This window comes from Cytobacillus oceanisediminis 2691 (assembly GCF_007678455.1).
GTDB classification, from domain to species: Bacteria; Bacillota; Bacilli; order Bacillales; family Cytobacillaceae; genus Mesobacillus; species Mesobacillus oceanisediminis_A.
Genome location: NZ_VEEP01000010.1, coordinates 203541 through 225944, shown reverse-complemented (window position 1 = coordinate 225944; position 22404 = coordinate 203541). Strand labels below are relative to the sequence as shown.

Annotated in this window: 21 protein-coding genes, 1 rRNA gene and 1 riboswitch; of the genes, 20 read left to right on the top strand and 2 right to left on the bottom strand. The window is 47.8% G+C overall.

The genetic code is table 11. The annotated features are described in order from the left end of the window. The 16 genes from rrf to purD form a co-directional block, all read left to right on the top strand. Positions 1-76 (top strand): 5S ribosomal RNA (gene rrf / locus FS736_RS25740); the annotation flags it as partial. Between the two features lie 548 nt (positions 77-624). After that, positions 625-2331 carry a methyl-accepting chemotaxis protein gene (locus FS736_RS19595; protein WP_260983662.1) on the top strand — a complete coding sequence of 569 codons (1707 nt, stop codon included), beginning with the start codon at positions 625-627 and terminating at the stop codon, positions 2329-2331. Between the two features lie 246 nt (positions 2332-2577). Continuing rightward, positions 2578-3120: a DUF2179 domain-containing protein gene (locus tag FS736_RS19590; RefSeq protein WP_144480467.1), complete on the top strand. Its 543-nt coding sequence runs from the start codon at positions 2578-2580 to the stop codon at positions 3118-3120. Then, positions 3117-3323 (top strand): NETI motif-containing protein, encoded by a 207-nt coding sequence (locus FS736_RS19585; RefSeq protein WP_144480465.1) that lies wholly within the window; start codon positions 3117-3119, stop codon positions 3321-3323. Before FS736_RS19590 ends, FS736_RS19585 begins: the two co-directional genes overlap by 4 nt. A gap of 112 nt (positions 3324-3435) precedes the next feature. Continuing rightward, positions 3436-3537: riboswitch (purine riboswitch) on the top strand. A 137-nt stretch (positions 3538-3674) separates the two neighbouring features. After that, complete coding sequence (gene purE / locus FS736_RS19580) at positions 3675-4157, top strand: 5-(carboxyamino)imidazole ribonucleotide mutase (RefSeq protein WP_144480463.1); 483 nt, start codon at positions 3675-3677, stop codon at positions 4155-4157. Continuing rightward, entirely contained in the window at positions 4144-5304 is a 1161-nt protein-coding gene (purK, locus tag FS736_RS19575) for a 5-(carboxyamino)imidazole ribonucleotide synthase (RefSeq protein ID WP_144480461.1), read from the top strand. Before purE ends, purK begins: the two co-directional genes overlap by 14 nt. Further along, entirely contained in the window at positions 5301-6593 is a 1293-nt protein-coding gene (gene purB, locus FS736_RS19570) for an adenylosuccinate lyase (RefSeq protein ID WP_144480459.1), read from the top strand. Before purK ends, purB begins: the two co-directional genes overlap by 4 nt. Before the next feature lie 82 nt (positions 6594-6675). Further along, positions 6676-7389 (top strand): phosphoribosylaminoimidazolesuccinocarboxamide synthase, encoded by a 714-nt coding sequence (purC, locus tag FS736_RS19565; RefSeq protein WP_144480457.1) that lies wholly within the window; start codon positions 6676-6678, stop codon positions 7387-7389. Then, positions 7382-7636 (top strand): phosphoribosylformylglycinamidine synthase subunit PurS, encoded by a 255-nt coding sequence (gene purS / locus FS736_RS19560; protein WP_144480455.1) that lies wholly within the window; start codon positions 7382-7384, stop codon positions 7634-7636. Before purC ends, purS begins: the two co-directional genes overlap by 8 nt. Further along, positions 7633-8319 (top strand): phosphoribosylformylglycinamidine synthase subunit PurQ, encoded by a 687-nt coding sequence (gene purQ, locus FS736_RS19555; RefSeq protein ID WP_144480453.1) that lies wholly within the window; start codon positions 7633-7635, stop codon positions 8317-8319. The genes purS and purQ overlap by 4 nt, the downstream gene beginning before the upstream one ends. After that, positions 8303-10519 (top strand): phosphoribosylformylglycinamidine synthase subunit PurL, encoded by a 2217-nt coding sequence (gene purL / locus FS736_RS19550; RefSeq protein ID WP_144480451.1) that lies wholly within the window; start codon positions 8303-8305, stop codon positions 10517-10519. Before purQ ends, purL begins: the two co-directional genes overlap by 17 nt. Beyond that, positions 10504-11916: an amidophosphoribosyltransferase gene (gene purF, locus FS736_RS19545; protein WP_144480449.1), complete on the top strand. Its 1413-nt coding sequence runs from the start codon at positions 10504-10506 to the stop codon at positions 11914-11916. Before purL ends, purF begins: the two co-directional genes overlap by 16 nt. Before the next feature lie 123 nt (positions 11917-12039). Continuing rightward, positions 12040-13083 carry a phosphoribosylformylglycinamidine cyclo-ligase gene (gene purM / locus FS736_RS19540; protein ID WP_144480447.1) on the top strand — a complete coding sequence of 348 codons (1044 nt, stop codon included), beginning with the start codon at positions 12040-12042 and terminating at the stop codon, positions 13081-13083. After that, positions 13080-13682, top strand: a complete 603-nt coding sequence (purN, locus tag FS736_RS19535; RefSeq protein WP_144480445.1) for a phosphoribosylglycinamide formyltransferase — start codon at positions 13080-13082, stop codon at positions 13680-13682. Before purM ends, purN begins: the two co-directional genes overlap by 4 nt. Then, a complete protein-coding gene (gene purH, locus FS736_RS19530; protein ID WP_144480443.1) occupies positions 13661-15199 on the top strand; it encodes a bifunctional phosphoribosylaminoimidazolecarboxamide formyltransferase/IMP cyclohydrolase in 1539 nt (512 codons plus the stop codon). Before purN ends, purH begins: the two co-directional genes overlap by 22 nt. A 66-nt stretch (positions 15200-15265) precedes the next feature. After that, positions 15266-16528 carry a phosphoribosylamine--glycine ligase gene (purD, locus tag FS736_RS19525; protein WP_144480441.1) on the top strand — a complete coding sequence of 421 codons (1263 nt, stop codon included), beginning with the start codon at positions 15266-15268 and terminating at the stop codon, positions 16526-16528. Here purD and FS736_RS25510 read toward each other — a convergent pair. Together FS736_RS25510 and FS736_RS19520 are read right to left on the bottom strand one after the other, a co-directional pair. Continuing rightward, positions 16506-16619 (bottom strand): EYxxD motif small membrane protein, encoded by a 114-nt coding sequence (locus tag FS736_RS25510; RefSeq protein WP_349654834.1) that lies wholly within the window; start codon positions 16617-16619, stop codon positions 16506-16508. The genes purD and FS736_RS25510 overlap by 23 nt on opposite strands. A 69-nt stretch (positions 16620-16688) precedes the next feature. Next, a complete protein-coding gene (locus tag FS736_RS19520) occupies positions 16689-16961 on the bottom strand; it encodes a YgaP family membrane protein (protein ID WP_144480439.1) in 273 nt (90 codons plus the stop codon). A 403-nt stretch (positions 16962-17364) separates the two neighbouring features. Here FS736_RS19520 and FS736_RS19515 point away from each other — a divergent pair, with 403 nt between their 5' ends. From FS736_RS19515 to FS736_RS19500, 4 genes are all read left to right on the top strand, one after another. After that, on the top strand, positions 17365-19104 hold the full coding sequence (locus tag FS736_RS19515) for an adenine deaminase C-terminal domain-containing protein (protein WP_144480437.1): 1740 nt from the start codon (positions 17365-17367) through the stop codon (positions 19102-19104). Between the two features lie 62 nt (positions 19105-19166). Next, positions 19167-20207, top strand: a complete 1041-nt coding sequence (locus tag FS736_RS19510) for a DUF3048 domain-containing protein (protein WP_144480435.1) — start codon at positions 19167-19169, stop codon at positions 20205-20207. Between the two features lie 29 nt (positions 20208-20236). After that, the gene (locus tag FS736_RS19505) at positions 20237-20551 is read left to right on the top strand and encodes a YerC/YecD family TrpR-related protein (protein ID WP_144480433.1); all 315 of its coding nucleotides are present in this window, start codon (positions 20237-20239) and stop codon (positions 20549-20551) included. Positions 20552-20953: 402 nt separating this feature from the next. After that, positions 20954-22381, top strand: coding sequence for a sodium:solute symporter family protein (locus tag FS736_RS19500; protein WP_144480431.1), 1428 nt, complete (start codon positions 20954-20956; stop codon positions 22379-22381). Positions 22382-22404 lie beyond the last annotated feature (23 nt).

Here is a 22404-nt window from a genome sequence, read left to right as displayed (position 1 = left end):
CGAACACGGAAGTTAAGCTTCTCAGCGCCGATGGTAGTTGGGGGTTTCCCCCTGTGAGAGTAGGACGCCGCCGGGCACTAAAAAGAACAGTCATAATGGCTGTTCTTTTTTTGTGTGAGAAATACTAACTCTGCAGAGAGAATCCTTACAGAATGGAAGGGGAAACTATGAAGCTGTTTGAACCCTGAGCATTCTCGAACAAAACCACAGAGCTAAAAAAATGGTCTGTACCTCAATTAACCTAAATATGCCGGGAAGCTCAAGCAATACAAGCGAGAAGCTTTACAGCGGCGATTGAACTCCAGTATCACATTCCGTCAAACTAGTATCAGATTCCACGAAAAACAAGACTGATTCCGCGAATTTCCCATGTAATTCCGCGGTCTGGAAAAAAACTAGAATTTTTTCCAGTAAAACGTATGAAAAACAGCTTGTGACAATCACTAGAAAGACCGCGCAATAAGGCTGTTTATCCCTGTCACATCTTTATTTTGTCGAATTAATGAAATCCCCCCTGAGATAATTAACAATCACAGAAATCTTCCGATATAACCTGAGTATTTAATGTTTCTATCGTTACAAACAATAAAGAGTCGGTTTACTTCAATGGGGGGAACAATTATTTTGAGTAGAAACAAGTCTGGTCTTAAATTGAAATTAGGGACAAAAATTAATTTAATCGTGTTGGGCACTGTGCTGGTGCTTTCTGTGATCATTGGTGTCATCGTGAACAGGGAAGTGACGATGGGGATCAAATCTTTTGCAGTGGAGAAAGCAAAGGGCGACCTGGCATTAAGTGAAGGGTATATCAACAATAAATTCCCTGGTGAGTGGGAAATTAAAAATGGAAAGCTGTATAAGGGAAACCAGGTTTTTAATGAAAACTTCGAGCTCGTTGACAAAATTGGCAAGGATACAGGAGATACAGTCACCATTTTTCAGGAAAACACCCGAATTGCCACAAACGTCATGCTGGAAGGAAAGCGAGCTGTGGGAACGACTGTTTCAGAAGAGGTTGCTGAAGTAGTCCTGAAGCAGGGGAAGCCTTATTACGGTGAAGCTAATGTGGCGGGGCACTCGTATCAATCGGCTTATAAACCGATAATTGATCAGAATGGCAAGGCGATTGGAATTCTTTACGTTGGTGCTTCAGAAAAGATCATCGTTCAAATTCTGAGTTCTTTTATGACGAAATTTTTAATCCAGATTGCAATCGTATTAATCATCGCATTTATAGGAATCTATTGGTTTACCCGGAATTTAAGAAGAAGGCTTAATGCTATATCGGCAGCCATGGTCAAAGCAGGAGCCGGGGACTTCACGGCTGTTGTTGAAGACCGGAGTGGAGATGAGCTTAGTGACCTTGCGGATAGCTATAATCACATGAAAGAAAACTTGAGCACTATGTTGCATGATGTGCTTGAAACTTCAGAACAGGTTGCCGCTTCGTCTGAACAGCTGACTGCAGGTGCTGAACAGACAAGCAGGGCGACCGAGCAAATAACAGAAGCGATCCAGCAGGTTGCCAGCGGTTCTGACACACAAACACAAGGGGTAGAAGAGAGTGCAAGGGCGTTGGAGGAACTGGCAAGGGGAGTGGCAGAGATTGCGGAAACTTCCTCATTGATTGCTGAGTCAAGTTCAGAAGCAAGTGACCATGCCAAACAGGGTGGGGCGTTTGTCGAGGAAACTGCAAGTCAAATGAATATGATCCATGCTTCTGTAGAAGAAACAGGAGAAGTTTTCAATCTGCTGAATGAAAGGTCCAGGGAAATCGACAATATCTCTAAGGTGATTACAGAGATTGCAGACCAGACCAATTTGCTCGCCTTGAATGCGGCCATTGAAGCAGCGAGGGCAGGGGAACATGGCAAAGGATTTGCCGTTGTTGCGGCAGAGGTCAGGAAGCTGGCTGAACAATCACAGAAATCCTCTTCCCAAATTTCCGATTTGATCGGACAGATACAAATGGATATGGAGCAGTCCAATGATTCGATTGAGACTGTAAAAAAAGAAGTATTAAGCGGCCTGGGAATTGTTGAAGGGACCCAAAAGAGCTTCCAGGAAATCCTTCATTCCATGGAAAATATGAGTGCGCGGATCGAAGAGATGGCAGCCACTGCGGAACAAATGTCTGCGAGCACAGAGGAAATCTCCGCAACCGTGAATGAGGTCTCGACGGTCTCAAAAGATTCTTCTGTCCATACTCAAAATGTCGCGGCTTCAGCTGAGGAACAATTAGCTTCCATGGAGGAAATAACAGCATCAGCCAATAACTTGTCTACAATGGCAGAAACGTTAAAAGATACAGTTAGCCGATTTAAAATATAAAGGAAAACCATCAAGCCCTTCCTGGAACGGATGCTGGCCTGATGGTTTTTTTATGGCTTGTTCATTGCCGTGTCAATTGTGGAAAAGATTTATAAAAATAATTTTCAAATAGTTTCAAATGCTGTGCTTGAGGAAACCTTAAAATAAGAAATCTTTTCTCTCGTTATTCTGCAAGTTGCTTTACAAGTGATTTGATTAATGCGAACATTAAGGCTTATTAGATGAGATGTCTGGAGGGGTTATTGAATGCTGGAGAATAGTTTTGTCATGGTTGCCATCATCTTAATCATCAATATTGTGTATGTGTCTTTTTTTACAATCAGGATGATCCTGACGTTGAAGGGACAACGTTATCTGGCTGCAGGTCTGAGCATGATCGAAGTTGTGATTTATGTAGTCGGACTCGGGCTGGTACTTGAGAATTTGAATCAGATTCAGAACCTGGTTGCCTATGCTGTGGGCTATGGTATTGGTGTCATCGTCGGGATGAAAATTGAAGAGAAGCTGGCGCTTGGATATATTACGATAAATGTCATTACAAAGGAATATGATCGAGATCTTCCTAAAGCATTACGGGATCAGGGGTATGGTGTGACAGACTGGGCCGCTCACGGGCTTGAGGGTAACCGGATGGCTATGCAGATTCTGACTCCGAGGAAATATGAATTAAAGCTTTACCAGACAATCAAGGAGCTGGATCCAAAGGCTTTCATCATTGCGTATGAACCGAAAGCGATTCATGGCGGGTTCTGGGTAAAATCAGTTCGGAAAGGAAAGCTGTTCTCATGAGCAAGGTAAAAAAGAAACAGATGTATGAAGTCGGCGAGCATGAATCAATCGATGATTGCCTAAATAGAATGAAAAAGGACGGATTTGCCCCTGTTCGCAGGATGGAAAAGCCGATTTTCAAGGAAGTAGAAAAGAATGGCACCGTTGAATATGAGCCTGCTGGAAGGCAGATTATCTTTGAAGCAAAGCTGATTGAAAGCTAAAGTGCGTTAGTTATTTAAAGTCCTAAACACGAACGATTTAAAATGGAAATTATTTAACGTTCGATTATTGATTGACAAAAAGTCTAAATGGTTGTTAAGATGTAGTTGTCGAAAGTGAAATCAGTTACTCCCTCGTATAATAATGGGGATATGGCCCATGAGTCTCTACCCGGTAACCGTAAATCGCCGGACTATGAGGGAAAGTAGTTTTTTAAAGTGAAGGGAAAAGAAATCACATTTACTTGTGGGTTTCTTTGCGTTTGCACCCGGACGGACTACTTTCTCTTCTATCAGAGGAAGCAGTCTATCCGGGTTTTTTGTTTTTAAAACTCCAAAGGGAGGTTTAGGTATATGACCGTTGCAGTTATTATGGGGAGCAAGTCGGATTGGGAAACGATGAAGCATGCGTGTGACATGCTGGATCGCTTAGAGATTTCTTATATAAAGAAGGTAGTTTCCGCTCATCGGACACCGGATTTAATGTTTGAGTTTGCCGAAAATGCTAGAAATGAAGGAATTAAAGTCATCATCGCCGGAGCGGGCGGAGCAGCTCATTTGCCGGGGATGGTTGCAGCGAAAACGACGCTTCCGGTTATCGGCGTGCCTGTACAGTCGAGAGCGCTCAACGGCTTGGATTCATTGTTATCGATTGTCCAGATGCCTGGCGGCGTACCGGTTGCGACGGTGGCGATCGGAAAAGCTGGGGCAACGAACGCAGGATTGCTCGCTGCTCAGATTTTAGGTGCATTTGATGGTAAAGTAGCAGAAATGCTGGCGCGATTACGTGAAGAAACAAAAATGTCAGTGATGGAAAGCAGTGATGAGCTTGTCTAAATTGATTTTACCAGGAGAGACGATCGGAATCATTGGCGGCGGGCAGCTTGGCAAGATGATGGCACTGTCGGCAAAAGCGATGGGTTTCAGGGTGATTGTGCTTGACCCGACCGATGATTGCCCATGCGGCCAGGTAGCTGACGAGCAGATTGTCGGCAGCTATGATGATCTTGAAAAAATAAAGCAGCTATCTGAACAAAGTGATGTCATCACGTACGAGTTTGAGAACATTGATGCGAATGCTCTTGAATGGTTAAATAAATACGCTTATGTGCCGCAGGGGACCGAATTGCTTCGGGTCACTCAGGACAGGATAGAAGAGAAGCGCCATATCGAGGCAGCCGGGGTGAGAGTGGCTCCCTATGTGGCGGTGACAAGCGTGGAAGATGTCAGGAATGGTGTTGAGGAGCTAGGTTTGCCGGCAGTATTGAAGACGGCACGTGGCGGTTATGATGGCAAAGGGCAGCTGGTCATCAGGTCTGTTGAAGACATCCCTTTGGCGGAAACACTGGTCAGCCAGGGCTCGTGTGTACTGGAAAAATGGATTCCGTTTGAAAAAGAAATCTCTGTGATCATTACTCGCGGGACGAACGGTGAGACTGCTGTTTTTCCAGTCGGGGAAAATATCCATAAGGAAAATATCCTGCATCAAACCATTGTGCCGGCGAGAATCAGCTTGCAGGCTGAAGCAAAGGCAATAGGAGCTGCAAAGCAGATTGCCGAGGCGTTAGGTTTAATCGGGACGCTGGCAGTCGAGATGTTTTTAGGAGCGAATGATGAGCTTTACATAAATGAACTGGCACCGCGGCCGCATAACTCTGGACATTATACAATCGAGGCCTGTGAGACGTCTCAGTTTGAGCAGCATGTCAGGGCAGTCTGTGGCTGGCCACTGGGCAGCACGAACTTGCTTAAGCCTGCTGTGATGGTGAATATCCTGGGTGAGCACCAGCAGCCATTGCTGGATAAAATCGCTGAAGTGCAGGATTGGAAGATTCACTTGTATGGCAAAAAAGAAGCAAAGCATAAGCGGAAAATGGGGCATGTGACCCTTTTACGAGAGACAGTAGAGAGGGCGCTGGAGGAAGCAGAGCAAAGCGGCATCTGGGAAGGCGCAGCAGAAATGATCGGAGGACAAAAGAAATGATAGATCGTTATACAAGACCGGAAATGGGAGCAATCTGGACGGAGGAGAATCGCTTCAAAGCGTGGCTTGAGGTCGAGATCCTCGCATGTGAAGCATGGGCAGAGCTTGGCGAGATTCCTAAAGAAGATGTGAAGAAGCTCAGGGAAAATGCTTCATTTGATATTAACCGGATCAAGGAAATCGAGGAAGAGACACGCCATGATGTCGTTGCTTTTACAAGAGCAGTATCTGAAACGCTTGGAGAGGAACGTAAATGGGTGCATTATGGCCTGACTTCGACGGATGTGGTCGATACAGCATTATCGTATGTGCTTAAACAGGCGAATGCGATTTTGCTGAAGGATATTGAGAACTTTGTTGAGATTTTGGCGAATAAGGCTAAAGAACATAAATACACAGTGATGATGGGACGTACGCATGGTGTCCATGCTGAACCGACGACTTTTGGCTTGAAGCTGGCGCTATGGCTTGAGGAAATGAAGCGCAATCTTGAGCGATTCAAAATGGCTTCCAGCGACGTAGAATTCGGAAAGATTTCCGGTGCGGTTGGAACATACGCGAATATCGATCCATTCGTTGAATCGTATGTCTGTGAAAAATTAGGGCTGCAGCCGGCACCGATTTCCACTCAAACCTTGCAGCGTGACCGCCATGCTTTTTACATGTCGACGCTGGCATTGATTGCGACTTCAATTGAAAAATTTGCGGTGGAAATCCGCGGCTTGCAAAAAAGTGAAACTCGTGAAGTTGAGGAGTTCTTTGCGAAAGGACAGAAGGGTTCTTCGGCCATGCCGCATAAGCGCAACCCGATTGGCTCTGAAAACATGACTGGGATGGCGAGGGTCATCCGCGGATACATGACGACAGCTTATGAGAATGTGCCACTGTGGCATGAGCGCGATATCTCACATTCATCTGCTGAGAGAATTATTTTACCCGACGCAACGATTGCTTTGAATTATATGCTGAATCGCTTTGGAAATATCGTCAAGAACCTGACGGTGTATCCGGAGAACATGAAGCGTAATATGGATCGGACACTTGGCTTGATTTACTCCCAGCGTGTGCTGCTTGCTTTGATCGACAAAGGGATGTCGCGTGAAGAAGCATATGATACGGTCCAGCCTCGCGCGATGGAAGCATGGGAAAAGCAGGTGCAGTTCCGCAGCCTGATCGAACAGGATGAAAAGATTGCCGGACTGCTGAGTGAAGCAGAAATCGATGACTGCTTTGATTACAACTACCATATCAAGCATGTGGATATGATTTTTGAAAGACTGGGACTTTAATACAAAAGGGCAAGGTTTCTTGCCCTTCTTTTATCTCTAGGAGACTGAAGATTGCCAATTATCTCAATCGGAGGGCGTTGAAATGGAAGAGCTGTTATACGAAGGGAAAGCGAAGCGGATTTACGCGACAGATCAAGAGGATGTAGTAAGGGTTCAATACAAGGATTCTGCGACGGCATTTAATGGCGAGAAAAAGGCAGAGATTGTCGGCAAGGGCAGGCTGAATAACGAGATTACGAGTCTATTATTCTCAAAGCTTGGCAAAGCTGGTATCCAATCGCATTTTATCGAGAAAATTTCCGAGAATGAGCAGCTGGTGAAGCGTGTACAGATCATCCCGCTCGAAGTGGTTGTCAGGAATTTCGCTGCGGGCAGTTTTTCAAAGCGCCTTGGCGTTGAGGAAGGCAAAAAGCTTTCAAGGCCAATCGTTGAGTTTTACCTGAAGGATGATGCGCTTGGCGACCCGCTGATTACCGATGAACATATTGATGTGCTGAATTTGGCAGCTGCAGAAGAAGTGGCTGAACTGAAGGCGGCGGCTTTGAAAATTAATGAAGTGCTTGGCGGATTTTTCGCTGAAATAGGTGTGAGATTAATAGATTTTAAGCTAGAGTTCGGCAAGGATACTGACGGGAAGATCCTGCTGGCGGATGAGATTTCGCCTGATACATGCCGCCTCTGGGATATGGAGACGCAACAAAAGCTAGACAAAGATGTGTTCCGCCGCGACTTAGGAAATCTTACTGATGCTTATGAAACCATTTTAACGAGATTGGGAGGACAATTGCATGTATAAAGTGAAGGTGTATGTCACGTTAAGGGAAAGTGTTTTGGATCCACAGGGGACGGCTGTTAAAAAATCGCTTGCGACTCATGGTTACGAAGGCATCCAGGATGTCCGAATCGGCAAGTATATGGAACTTACTTTGGATGAGAGTGTAAAGGATGTTGACGGCGCTGTTAAGGAAATGTGCGAGCGCCTGCTGGCGAATCCGGTGATTGAGGATTACAGGTATGAAGTCGAGGAGGTTGTTGCACAGTGAAATTTGCGGTGATCGTTTTTCCGGGTTCAAACTGTGACATCGACATGTACCATGCGGTAAAAGATGAGCTTGGCGAAGAAGCAGAATATGTCTGGCATGATGCTGAAAGCCTTGAAGACTATGATGCTGTGCTTTTGCCTGGCGGTTTCTCATATGGAGATTACTTGAGATCAGGCGCGATTGCGCAGTTCAGCAATGTGATGAAGGAAGTTGTCAAAGCGGCCGAAGCCGGAAAGCCTGTACTTGGCGTCTGCAACGGATTTCAGATTTTGCTGGAAGCAGGCCTTCTTCCAGGTGCAATGCGCAGAAATGACAGCCTGAAGTTCATCTGCAAGCAGGTCGAGCTGAAGGTGGAGAATAACGAAACAATGTTTTCAGCTGGCTATGAAAAAGGCGAGATCATCACGGTTCCGGTTGCACATGGTGAAGGCAATTATTATTGCGATGAAGAGACGCTGGCTAATTTGAAGGCAAACAATCAAATCGTGTTCACATACGAAGGCGAGAACCCGAACGGAAGCCTTGGGAATATTGCCGGGATCATCAATGAACGAGGAAACGTCCTCGGGATGATGCCGCATCCGGAGCGTGCAGTCGATGAACTGCTTGGCGGAGCGGACGGCCTGAAGCTTTTCAAATCGATCGTCAAACAATGGAGGGAAGCAAATGCGGTTAATGCTTGAACCAAGTCCAGAGCAAATTAAACAGGAAAAAATCTATCGAGAAATGGGACTGTCGGACAGCGAGTTTGCTTCTGCCGAAAAGATCCTTGGACGTACTCCTAACTATACAGAGACCGGTTTGTTCTCGGTTATGTGGTCAGAGCATTGCAGCTACAAGAACTCCAAGCCCGTCCTGAAAAAGTTCCCTGTCACTGGTGAACGCGTGCTTCAGGGGCCGGGCGAGGGTGCAGGGATCGTGGATATTGGGGATGGCCAGGCGGTCGTTTTCAAAATCGAGAGCCATAATCACCCTTCAGCAATCGAGCCATACCAGGGTGCTGCTACGGGTGTTGGCGGAATCATCCGCGATGTATTTTCGATGGGAGCAAGGCCAATTGCATTATTGAATTCCCTCCGTTTTGGCGAGTTAGAATCGCCACGGGTGAAATATTTGTTTGAACAAGTTGTTGCCGGTATTGCCGGTTACGGGAACTGCATCGGCATTCCGACGGTTGGCGGCGAGGTTCAGTTTGATGGTGCTTATGAGGGAAATCCGCTTGTTAACGCAATGTGCGTCGGTTTGATCAACCATGAGGACATTAAAAAAGGCCAGGCGCATGGCGTTGGAAATACCGTCATGTACGTTGGCGCTAAGACTGGCCGTGACGGTATTCACGGTGCGACATTCGCGTCCGAGGAATTGAATGAGGCGTCAGAAGAAAAGCGTCCTGCCGTACAGGTCGGCGATCCTTTCATGGAAAAATTGCTGTTGGAAGCTTGCCTTGAGCTTGTGAAAAATGACGCGCTTGTCGGCATCCAGGACATGGGCGCAGCCGGTTTGACAAGTTCTTCTGCTGAGATGGCGAGCAAGGCGGGCTCTGGGATCGAGATGAATCTTGACCTTGTGCCGCAGCGTGAAACAGGCATGACAGCTTATGAAATGATGCTGTCTGAGTCCCAGGAGCGTATGCTGATCGTCGTGGAAAAAGGCCGTGAGCAGGAAATCATCGATCTTTTTTCAAAGTATGAGCTTGAAGCCGTTGCAATCGGAAAAGTAACGGATGACAAGATGCTTCGCCTTTTACATAAAGGGGAAGTGGTTGCGGATGTTCCTGCGGATGCACTGGCTGAAGAGGCGCCTGTCTATTACAAGCCTTCCAGCGAACCTGCGTATTTCCGTGAGTTCCAGGCAATGGACAACAAAATTCCTAATGTAGAAAACTATGAAACTACTCTTTTGCAGCTGCTTCAGCAGCCGACCATTGCAAGCAAAGAGTGGGTTTATGATCAGTATGACCATATGGTACGCACAAGTACGGTCGTTTCGCCTGGGTCTGATGCTGCTGTCGTCAGAATCCGCGGTACGGAAAAAGGTCTGGCGATGACGACGGACTGTAACTCTCGGTATATCTATCTTGATCCGGAAACGGGCGGGAAGATTGCTGTTGCGGAAGCGGCGCGCAACATCGTCTGCTCTGGCGGCGAGCCCTTGGCGATCACGGATTGCCTGAATTTCGGAAATCCGGAGAAGCCAGAGATTTTCTGGCAGTTTGAAAAAGCGGTCGATGGCATGAGTGAAGCGTGCCGGACATTAAGCACGCCTGTCATCGGCGGAAACGTGAGTTTGTATAACGAAACGAATGGAACGGCTGTCTATCCGACACCAGTGGTCGGCATGGTTGGTCTGGTTGAAAATTTAAAGCATGTAACGACTCAGCATTTTAAAAATGCCGGCGATTTGATTTATTTGTTGGGAGACACGAAGGACGAGTTTGGCGGCAGTGAGCTGCAGAAGCTTGTGTATGGCAAGATTTTCGGCAAGGCGCCTGAGCTCGATTTGGAAGTGGAAGCTAGCTATCAAGCGCAAGTTTTAACAGTGATTAAAAATGGCCTTGTTGCCTCTGCTCATGATGTTGCCGAGGGCGGCGCAGCAGTTGCACTTGCTGAATCCGTAATCGGAAGCAAGGGGCTCGGAGCAGCTGTTGAACTCGAAGGCAACGCAGTATCAGCATTGTTCAGCGAATCGCAATCCCGCTTCATTTTATCGGTAAAACCTGAGAACCAAATTGAGTTTGAAAGTTTAACAGACGCAGTGCTGATCGGGAAAGTCGTTGAAACGCCAGTCTTAAAAGTTGATGTCAACGGTGAGAATGTGATCAATCAAGATGCAGAGGGGCTGAAAAAGGCCTGGAAAGGAGCCATCCCATGCTTGCTGAATTAAAAGGCTTGAATGAGGAATGCGGCGTTTTTGGTATCTGGGGACATCCAGAGGCAGCACAAATTACTTACTACGGCCTCCATAGCCTGCAGCATCGCGGCCAGGAAGGCACAGGCATCGTTGTCAGTGACGGCCAGCAGCTTAAGGGCCGGAAAGGCGAAGGTCTTGTTACGGAAATTTTTACAGCAGATGCCATGGAAGATCTACAGGGTGTCGGCGCCATCGGCCATGTGCGCTATGCGACTGCAGGAGGAGGCGGCTACGAGAATGTTCAGCCGCTGCTGTTCCAATCACAGAGCGGCGGCCTGGCCCTTGCACATAACGGCAATCTTGTTAATGCCGATGCGTTAAGAAATCAGCTTGAGGCACAGGGCAGCATCTTCCAGACAAGCTCAGACACTGAGGTGCTGGCACATTTGGTCAAGCGCGGCGGCTTCAGCCAGCTGAGGGATCGTGTGAAAAATGCCTTGCCGATGCTGAAGGGTGCTTACGCCTTTTTAATCATGACCGAGACAGAATTCATGGTCGCGCTGGACCCACATGGGCTGCGACCTTTGTCATTGGGCAGACTTGGCGAAGCGTATGTGGTTGCGTCTGAGACTTGTGCGTTCGATATCGTCGGGGCAGAGTTTATCAGGGACATCCTTCCTGGAGAGCTGCTCGTGATCGATGCAGACGGCCTTCATTCTGAGATGTATTCAATGAGCTCCTCAACGGCAATCTGCACGATGGAATATATTTATTTTTCCCGCCCAGACAGCAATATTCACGGCATCAACGTCCATGCTGCCCGCAAGAATCTCGGCAAGCAGCTGGCAAAAGAAGTACCGATTGAGGCTGATGTTGTCACAGGTGTACCTGATTCAAGTATTTCTGCGGCCATCGGCTATGCTGAGGAATCAGGCATTCCGTATGAAATGGGCTTGATCAAGAACCGTTATGTCGGCCGGACATTCATCCAGCCTTCCCAAAGCTTAAGGGAGCAGGGTGTGAAAATGAAGCTTTCGCCGGTGCGCGGGATTGTTGAAGGCAAGCGTGTCATCATGGTGGATGACTCGATCGTGCGCGGCACAACAAGCCGCCGGATCGTGAAAATGCTTAAGGATGCCGGTGCCACTGCGGTCCATGTCGTCATCAGCTCGCCGCCGATCCAGAACCCGTGCTTTTACGGGATCGACACATCTACTCGCGAAGAGCTGATTGCTTCTGAACATTCCGTCGAAGAGATTCGTGAGTTGATTGGCGCGGACTCGCTGACGTTTTTAAGTGTCGAGGGCATGCTGGAGGCAATCGGACGCAATGAACCTGGCGAAACGAGAGGCCAGTGCCTGGCTTGTTTTACAGGTAAGTATCCGACGGAAATCTATCCGCAGGCAGTACCTGCCGGGCAGAAGTGCTGATGAAAAGTTTCCATTATAAGGATAAAGGTGTAATTCCCCTAAAGGCATATTTAAAATGTAAGAGATAATCAGGAATTTACGGATGATATATGAAGAAAAACAGCCAAATCGGAGGTAGTGAACATGGCAAATGCGTATAAGCAGGCTGGTGTGGATATAGAGGCCGGGTATGAAGCGGTCGAACGGATCAAAAAGCATGTGAATCGGACGGTCAGGCCGGGTGTGTTCGGGGCGCTGGGCGGATTCGGGGGGATGTTCGACCTTTCCAGTCTCGGACTGAAAGAACCGGTACTCGTTTCAGGTACGGATGGTGTCGGCACAAAGCTGATGCTGGCTTTCATGATGGACCGCCATGATACAATTGGCATTGATGCGGTCGCGATGTGCGTGAACGACATCGTTGTCCAGGGAGCAGAACCACTCTACTTCCTTGATTACATTGCTTGCGGCAAAGCCCAGCCTGAGAAAATCGAAGCGATTGTCAAAGGAATTGCCGATGGCTGCGAGCAGGCAGGCTGCGCCCTCGTAGGCGGGGAAACTGCGGAAATGCCAGGAATGTACTCTCCGGAAGAATACGATTTGGCTGGTTTTTCGGTGGGGGCCTGTGAAAAAGCTGATATCATTACAGGCCAGCAAATCAAGGAAGGCGACGTGCTGATCGGGCTGGCTTCAAGCGGGATTCACAGCAATGGATACTCGCTTGTTCGCAAAGTGTTTCTTGAGCAGGCCGGCTGGAAGCTTGACCGACATGTGGAGGAGTTCGGCTGTACACTTGGTGAAGAGCTGCTGAAGCCGACCCGCATTTATGTAAAATCAGTACTTGCCGCTATGAAGCAATTCGAACTTAAAGGGCTTGCCCACGTCACAGGAGGCGGCTTTATTGAAAACATCCCGAGGATGCTGCCGGAAGGACTTGGCTCTCAGATAGAAGAAGGCAGCTGGGAAATACCTCAGGTGTTCCTGACACTGGAATCATTAGCCCAACTTGACCGCCAGGACATGTATAATACTTTTAATATGGGTATTGGCATGGTAGTGGCTGTTGATCCGAAAATCGCACCAAAACTTGTTGAGTTTTTCAACGAAAATGGTGAGCGAGCTTCGGTGATTGGGACAGTCACTGTTTCTGAAGGAATCCAGATAAAAACGGCTGGTGAAGCAGTATGAAGAAAATCGCGGTGTTTGCATCTGGAAGCGGGAGCAATTTCCAGGCGATTGCGGTTGCTGCCCAGTCTGGAATCCTGAATGCTGAAATCAGCCTGCTTGTATGCGACAAGCCGGGTGCGTTTGCAGTTGACCGTGCTGAAATGCTGGGGATTCCTGCCCTGGTCATCAGCCCGAAGAGTTATCCATCCAAGGAAGCATATGAGGAAGAAATTTTACAAAAACTAACCAGCCTGGAGGTAGACCTGATCGTTCTTGCAGGCTATATGCGCCTGATTGGGCCGACATTGCTGAATGCGTACGAAGGAAAAATCATCAATATCCACCCGTCGCTGCTGCCTGCCTTTCCCGGAAAGGATGCAATCGGCCAGGCGCTGGCAGCGGGAGTCAAGACAACGGGAGTGACGATTCACTATGTTGATGAAGGGATGGATACAGGCCCGGTCATTGCAAGTGCGGCAGTGAACATCATTGCTGGTGAGACACACGAGTCACTCCAGAAGAAAATACAGCGGATCGAACACAGCTTATATCCAGAAGTTCTGGAGGAGCTGCTGAACGGAAAAGAGGAGGCAGTACAATGGGAAAAAAGCGTGCACTGATCAGTGTTTCGAATAAAGAAGGAATTGTTGAATTAGCAAAGGAGCTTGTTGAGCTTGGATTTGAAATCATCTCGACCGGCGGTACGAAGAATGCCTTGAAAGAAGGCGGAGTTCCTGTCATCGGCATCAGCGACGTAACCGGATTCCCTGAAATCCTTGAAGGGCGCGTCAAGACTCTCCATCCAAAAATACATGGCGGATTGCTGGCAAAGTATGATGATCCCTCCCATCAGGCTCAGCTGTCTGAGAATGAAATTGGAAAAATCGAACTTGTCTGCGTCAACTTGTATCCTTTCAAAGAAACCATTTCAAAGCCAGACGTGACACCGGAAGATGCGATAGAGAATATCGATATTGGCGGTCCGGCTATGCTGCGCGCCTCAGCGAAAAACCATCAATACATAACCGTGCTCGTCGATCCTGCCAACTACCAGCAGGTGATCGAAGAATACAAAAATAACAATGAAACCACTCTGGAAACCCGCCGCACCCTTGCAGCGAAGGTGTTCCGCCATACGGCTGCCTACGATGCGCTGATTGCAGAATACATGACGAATCTCGCAGGCGTGGAACAGCCGGAAAAAATGACGGTTACTTACGAGTTGAAGCAAAGCCTTCGATATGGCGAGAACCCACATCAGAAAGCTGCTTTTTATCAGAAGCCGCTTGGTTCAGCATTTTCGGTTGCGGCTGCTGAACAGCTTCATGGGAAAGAGCTATCTTACAATAATATCAATGATGCCAATGCGGCTTTGCAGATTGTAAAAGAATTCTCTGAGCCTGCTGCGGTTGCAGTCAAGCATATGAACCCATGTGGTGTCGGCACTGGAAAAGATATTTTTGATGCTTTTGGAAAAGCGTTTGAAGCGGATCCTGTCTCAATCTTTGGCGGCATCATCGCGCTGAATCGCGAGGTCGATGGAGAGACGGCACGCAAGCTGTATGAAATCTTCCTGGAAATCATCATTGCGCCTTCTTTTAGCGACGAAGCTCTTGAGATTTTGACGGCGAAAAAGAACCTTCGCTTATTGAAGGTATCATTCGATGGCAATGGAGCGGGGGAAAATACCCTTTCCTCAATCGAGGGCGGCTTGCTTGTCCAGGAGCAGGATGCATTTGGATTCGAAAACGCTGATATTTCTGTGCCGACGAAACGCGAACCAACGGATGCTGAGTGGGAAGCGCTTAAGCTGGGCTGGAAGGTTGTCAAGCATGTTAAGTCGAACGCAATAGTCGTAACCGATAAGGATATGACACTGGGGATCGGTGCCGGGCAGATGAACCGTGTCGGAGCTGCAAAAATCGCACTTGAACAGGCTGGTTCGAAAGCGGAGGGAGCGGCGCTTGCATCTGATGCGTTCTTCCCGATGGATGACACTGTCGAAGCAGCGGCTAAAGCAGGGATCACTGCCATCATTCAGCCGGGTGGATCAGTCCGTGACGAGGATTCAATTAAAAAGGCCGATGAATACGGTATTGCAATGGTGTTTACCGGTGTAAGACATTTCAGGCATTAATTTTGTGTGAATTGACAGGATTCAGGTCAGAAAAAAGCAGTTCTGAAATTAACGGGGGTGCGAGTTATGAAGGTTCTGGTGGTTGGCAAAGGCGGCCGGGAGCATGCGATTTGCAAGAAGGTCAGTGAGAGTCCGCTGGTTACAGAGGTTTTAATGGCCCCGGGCAATCCGGGTATGGAGGATTGCGCGAAATTGGTCTCGATAAACGAAATGGATACAGAGGGTCTTGTTTCATTTGCGAAGGAGCAGCAAATCGGGCTGACAATCATCGGTCCGGAGGTTCCCTTGCTGGAAGGGCTGGCTGATATTTTCATCGAAGAGGGACTCAAAGTTTTTGGTCCCAGAAAAGCCGCAGCGATCATCGAGGGCAGCAAATCGTTTGCAAAGGACTTGATGAAAAAGTACGGCATTCCTACTGCTGCTTACGAGACATTCACGGACTATGCCGAGGCAAGGGATTATCTTGCGAAGGTAGGAGCTCCGATTGTCATCAAAGCGGACGGACTGGCAGCGGGAAAAGGTGTTGTTGTGGCGATGACGATGCAGCAAGCGGAACAGGCGCTGCAGGAAATGTTGCTTGACGGCAAATTTGGCGAAGCCTCCGCAAGCGTGGTCATGGAGCAATTTTTACCTGGGGAAGAGTTTTCGCTGATGGCGTTCGTGAACGGAGAAACTGTGATCCCGCTTGAAATCGCCCAGGACCATAAGCGTGCATTCGATGGCGACAAGGGGCCTAACACCGGCGGCATGGGAGCGTACTCCCCGGTACCGCATATCAAAAAGGATTCGATCGAAGAAGCGGTGCAGAAAATCCTCATTCCTGCTGCAATCGCAATGGAAATGGAAGGCCGGAGCTTTACAGGTATTCTGTATGCCGGGCTGATCGAGACGGCAGAAGGTCCAAAAGTGATTGAATTCAATGCAAGATTCGGCGACCCAGAAACACAGGTGATCCTGCCGAGGATGAAATCGGATTTGGTCGAGGTGATCCTCGAACTGCTTGAAGGGCGCAAACCTGAAATTGAATGGCATAAGGAAGCGATGGTCGGCGTAGTGGTCGCGGCCAATGGCTATCCGGAGGAGTATGGAAAAGGGGCTGAACTCAAAGGCATTGAGAGCATGTCAGATGTTTTCCATGCAGGCACGGCGAAAAACGTCCAGGGTAAGTTCGTGACAAACGGCGGCAGGGTGCTGCTTGTCGGTGCAAAAGCGGACTCGCTAAAGGAAGCGCAGCAAAAAGTATATGCTGAGCTCGAAAAGCTGGACTGCCCGGAAACCTTTTATCGCAAGGATATCGGCAGCAGGGCTATCGGGCACGTCTCTTGCTAGAACCCTTAATATAGACAAGAAGCAGGGCAATGATGCTTCCGATCAGTGCAATCCAGACGAAGCTGACGTCCATGATATATTCCCAGAACATTGAATCATCTCCTTTTTGGAAGCCCCCGGGTCTGGGGGCTTTAATTTATTGCTTTGAACCATACAACAATCAACTAGGGTTATACTGGATCCATCCCTCAGAGTCCTCATCCTCAGAATTCTTTTGCTCCATCATGTCCTGGCCTTTTTCATAGGCAGCAGTGAGCGGACAGTAGCGGACGATTCCTTCCCCGACTTTCATCGCGCCAAACATCGCAATGAAAAGGTAGGAATCCTTCCAAGGACGCTTCACCATTTTGGAAGTCGACCATGCCAGGATCGTCAACCCCGCCGTAATTCTCACAAGTGCATTGATGATACCGATATTCGGACGCACCTTCATTTTCCATCGCTCCTTTATACAGCTATTTACAATAATTTTGAAATTCTTTAATGCGTTAAACAGTGAAATATGTTACGATAGTACAATAATGTAAGGGCTTTCTTTTTGGTAAAGAATTTGAATTTAAATATAAGGCTCTGTTCAATCCACATCTTGTTTAATCACCCTGTTGATTGTAGTGGAAGGCGCGTAGACTCCTCGGAAAATGCTAACGCAATTTCCTCGTGCGTGGGTCAATTCGCAGAAGCATTTCAGTGTCCTGCGGGATCAGCCGGGAGGTGAGACCCCGCAGGAGCTTGCGACGAGGAGGCTCAGCGCCGGCCTCGCGGAAAGCGAAGCGCCTGGAACGAAAATCAACAGCCAAGTATAACAGAGCCTAACATAGAGAAAAGGGGAACATGGTATGGAACAACGTTATCGATGGAAAAACAAACAATTGCGCAACCATGCTGCTGTTTTGGACGGCACCCTTTCACCGACGATCTTATTGAAAAATGCAACGTATTTGAACCAGACATTCCGCAAGTGGATGACTGCGAACATATGGATTTACAATGACAGGATTGTGTATGTTGGTGAAAACCTGCCGGAAAACACGAAGCGGTGCGAAATAGTGGATTGCACCGGAATGAAGCTGGTGCCAGGTTATATTGAACCTCACGCCCACCCATTTCAACTTTATAATCCCCATTCTTTCGCTGCCTATGCATCACAGACGGGGACGACGACACTGATCAATGATAATATGGTGCTTGCTTTACAATTGGGTAAAAAGAAAGCGTTTTCTTTTATCAATGAGCTGAATGACAACCCGGTCACCATGTACTGGTGGAGCCGTTTTGACGCTCAGACGGAAATCCAGCATGAGGAGGAGGTATTCTCCAACAGCAATGTCAGGTCATGGCTTGAGCATGAGAATGTTGTCCAGGGCGGTGAGTTGACTTGCTGGCCGAAGCTGATGAATGGCGATGACATGATCCTTCATTGGATGCAGGAAACGAAGCGGCTGCACAAGAAAATCGAAGGGCATTTCCCGGGTGCATCAGAGAAAACACTGGCAAAAATGATGCTGTTCGGCGCGGATTGCGACCATGAGGCGATGACAGGCGAGGAAGTCAGAAGAAGGTTGATGCAGGGATATATGGTGTCACTGCGGCATTCCTCAATCCGTCCTGATTTACCGAAGCTGCTTGATGAAATCCATGAGCTGGACATCGCAGTGTATGACCGGTTTATGATGACAACGGACGGGGCATCGACGGCGTTTTATGAAAATGGTGTCATTGATGAATTGATCCGGATTGCCATCGATCATGGCGTACCGGTTATTGATGCCTACAATATGGCGACAATCAATGTGGCGCGTTATTATAATTTCGAGCATCTGCATGGGAACATCGCCACCGGACGAATCGCGAATATCAATATCCTGAGCGATGAACTGAATCCGACTCCTGTTTCAGTGCTGGCGAAGGGCCAGTGGGTAAAGCGCGATGGTGAGGCAATTGATGCAGCGAAAGAATTGAATTGGCCCGAGATGGGTTTCGCCCCGCTAAAAATGGACTGGGATTTAACGATGGACGATCTGCAGTTTTCAATGCCATTTGGAATCAAGATGGAGAATTCGGTGATCACGAAACCTTATTCCATCTCGATCGATGTGTCTGAAGATCAATTGTCCTCAAAACATGATGAATGTTTTTTCACTCTGATCGACCGCCATGGAAACTGGCGCATCAATACAGTCCTAAAGGGCTTCGCCACTGGTTTGCAGGGGCTTGCGAGCTCGTTTTCAAATACCGGTGACATCATCTTAATCGGTAAAAACAAACAGGATATGATGGCTGCTTTTAACAGGATGAAAGAGCTTGGAGGCGGAATTGTTGCCTGTGAAAATGGGGTTCCTGTCAGGGAAATCCCGCTGAGACTTCAGGGGATCATGTCGAGCCATCCTGTGACGGAGCTGATGGCGGAGGAAAAGCATTTACTGGAATATCTGAAGGATAAGGGTTACAAATTTGCTGATCCGATCTATTCCCTGCTATTCTTCTCATCAACGCACTTGCCATACATCCGCATCACCCAGCAGGGCATCTATGACGTGATGAAAAAAACGGTACTCTTTCCAACGATAATGCGTTAAAATATAAAAGTGCATCTAGAGATAGACAGCCATGAATGAACTAGGTTCAAGGGGTGGCGAAAATGAGAAAAACATGGATCGCTGTGCTGGTTGCGGCAATCGTGCTTGCGGGCGGGTGCAGCAGTAAAGAGACAGAGAAAAAAGAATCAGTTAAAGAACATAAAGAAAAAGAAGTGGAAACGGTTGGAAAGGTAACAGAAGAGTTTCAGTTCCAATTTCCGCTTACTGGAGTGGGCACCAAAGAGGAATCCTCAGATAGGGCAGTAGCAGTGGTTGTCAATAACCACCCGAAAGCAAGACCGCAATCTGGGCTTAATAAAGCAGACGTTGTTCACGAAGTTCTGGCTGAAGGCGACGTAACAAGATTCGTGGCGATTTTCCAGAGCGAGAAGCCTGAAAAGATTGGACCGGTCCGCAGTGCGCGTGAATACTTCATCGGGCTGGCATCCGGGTTTAACAGCTTCTTCGTCGCCCATGGATATAGTCCTGACGCAAAGGAAATGCTTGAACACGGCGAAATTGATAACATCAACGGAATGCAATATGACGGAACATTGTTCAAGCGTGCTGATTTCCGTAAGGCACCTCATAATTCGTATATCACTTATAAGAATATCGTGAAGGGTGCGGAAATGAAAGGCTACGGAATGGACAAAGCTCCTGAACCTGCTGTATTCTTGAGCGGTGAGGAAGCCGATCGGCTGGAGGGAACTTCGGCGGAAGATTTCATGGTATCCTATGGTTCGCCGTCGTTCGATGTAATTTACGAGTATGATGCTGACAAGCAGAAATATCACCGTTTCAATGGAAGCGAAGAAACAGTTGACCTTGAATCGAAGGAATCTGTTCTGCTCGACAACGTCCTTGTCGTGCAAATGAACCACAAGATCGTTGATGATGCCGGGCGCAGGGTAATCGACATGAATTCCGGCGGCAAGGGATATTTGTTCCAAAAAGGCAAAGTGAATGAGATACAATGGAAAAATGAAGCTGGCAGGATCGTCCCTTATAAGGATGGAGCAAAAGCTGGTTTCGTTCCCGGGAAAACATGGATCAACATTGTCCCATCAATCAGCGATGTCTCATTCGACTCTCAACAATAAAATTCTGAGTGAATTAAGGGGTAGAATATATGCAAATTGATAAATTAAGAGGCAAGGAACTAGACCAATTGTTCAAGGCGATTTTATCGCTGAAGGACCTTGATGAAGCGTACCGATTCTTCGATGACCTGGCAACGGTGAATGAAATCCAGTCACTCGCACAGCGTCTTGAAGTAGCCCGCATGCTTCGCGAAGGCAAGACCTACCATAAAATCGAAACAGAAACAGGCGCAAGCACGGCAACGATTTCCCGTGTCAAGCGCTGCCTGAACTATGGAAACGACGCCTACGAAATGGCGCTCGAAAGATTGAAAGAACAGGAAAATGCTGAAAAAGCGAATTAGTTTATGACATGGGACGGAACCAGATCTGGTTCTGTTCTTTTTTTGGGGCTGGCTGGTAAATTGGTAAAAACTACGGATAATTCCCAATTCGCTATAAAAATGAAAAAGTCGCTATATAAATGAACTTTTCGCTATAAAAATCAGAAAGTCGCTATAAAAATGGATTTTTCGCTATATAAAGAAATTGTCGCTAAATAAGATGGAAAAAAACCAGGTTATTTTCCAGTTCGCCAATAAAATCTGATTATCGCCAAAAAAGCAGGTATTTTCGCCAAAAAAATGAAAAATCGCCAAAAAACAGGGTGAAATCGCCAATAAAAATCTAAAATCGCCAATAAACCAGGTTACCAGTTATTTTAAAAGGGTAGGGGGTAGGTAAAATATAAACTTTGGAGTGAGTTGATGGGGGCAAGCTTGACGGTCATTGCGATTGTGATTATTTATTTAGGTATTATGATCATGATTGGGTACATATCTTCGAAAAAAATCAATGATAATGAGGACTTTTTGGTTGCGGGCCGTAAGATGGGTCCGTGGCTGCTGGCGGGAAGCCTTGCAGCGACTGAGGTTGGCGGCGGGTCGTCACTCGGGGTGGTTGAAAAAGCTTATGGAGATTGGGGGCTGTCGGCAGTCTGGTATGTCATCACAATGGCGATTGCCTTCGTCGTGCTGGCGTTCCTCGCGCCTATGCTGCGGGAAGCTGCTGTAAAAACGGTACCTGAATACTTTCGCAGGCGGTACGGGAAAGCGATTTCACTGGTAACATCCATTATCATGCTGCTGCCGATGGTCGGTCTGACGGCGGTTCAGTTCATCGCATCGGCGACGATCCTGTCAGTCATGACCGGCTGGAGCTACACTGTTTCTGTCATCATCGTCACCGTTGTTGTTACGTTATATAGTGTGATGGGCGGCATGTACAGTGTTGTTTACACCGATGTGGTCCAGTGGATCTTCATCATCGTCGGGATGGGGCTGATCATTCCATTCACGCTTCAGGCAGGCGGTGGTTTCGAGCAAGTGACGGCCAATATACCGGATGCGAAGTGGAGTCTCGTGGATGGTGCTGGCTGGGGGACGATTCTTGCACTGGTCGTTATGTATATCGCTTCCTTCACGGTTGGCCAGGAGGCGGTCCAGCGCTATTATTCCGCCAAGGACGGCAAGGCAGCGAAGCAAGCTTCCTATATTACTTCTTTCGTCTACGTGCTGTTCGCATTCATCCCTGCGATGATCGGTCTATTCATGTACGGAATGGTCGAGAACGGCCAGATTGACGGGGCGATGCTGATGGAAAGAGGTGCGCAGTACGCATTGCCAGTGTTGGCGATGGAGGTGCTGCCGGATGTCGTGACCGGTATCCTGTTCGCCGCACTGATTTCGGCGACGATGTCGAGCGCATCTAGTAATCTATTGGCGGCTGGATCCATTTTCACAAATGATATTTACCATCAATATATCAACAAGGATGCAGCGGATGGTAAGCTGTTAAAAATGGTCCGCTACACGATGTATGTGGTTTCCGGCTTCGCCTTGCTGACAGCAATCTGGAATGTTTCGGATATTATCACGCTATTAATGTTCTCTTTTACATTGAGAGCGGGAGGCGCGTTCATTCCTTATGTGCTCGGGCATGTCTGGGAAAAAGCGACCCCGGCAGGCAGCCTGGCGTCCTTGTTCCTTGGGAGTCTCGCAGTCTATCTTGGCGAAAAGGAGTTCATCAGCTTCTTCGGGCTTGATCCTATTTATCTCGCATTGGTTGTGAGCGGAATCAGTTTCTATGTTTTTTCAAAATTGTTCAAAGAGCAATACGAACACCGTGATTTGTAAAAAATTGCTGAAAGCGTTCCGGA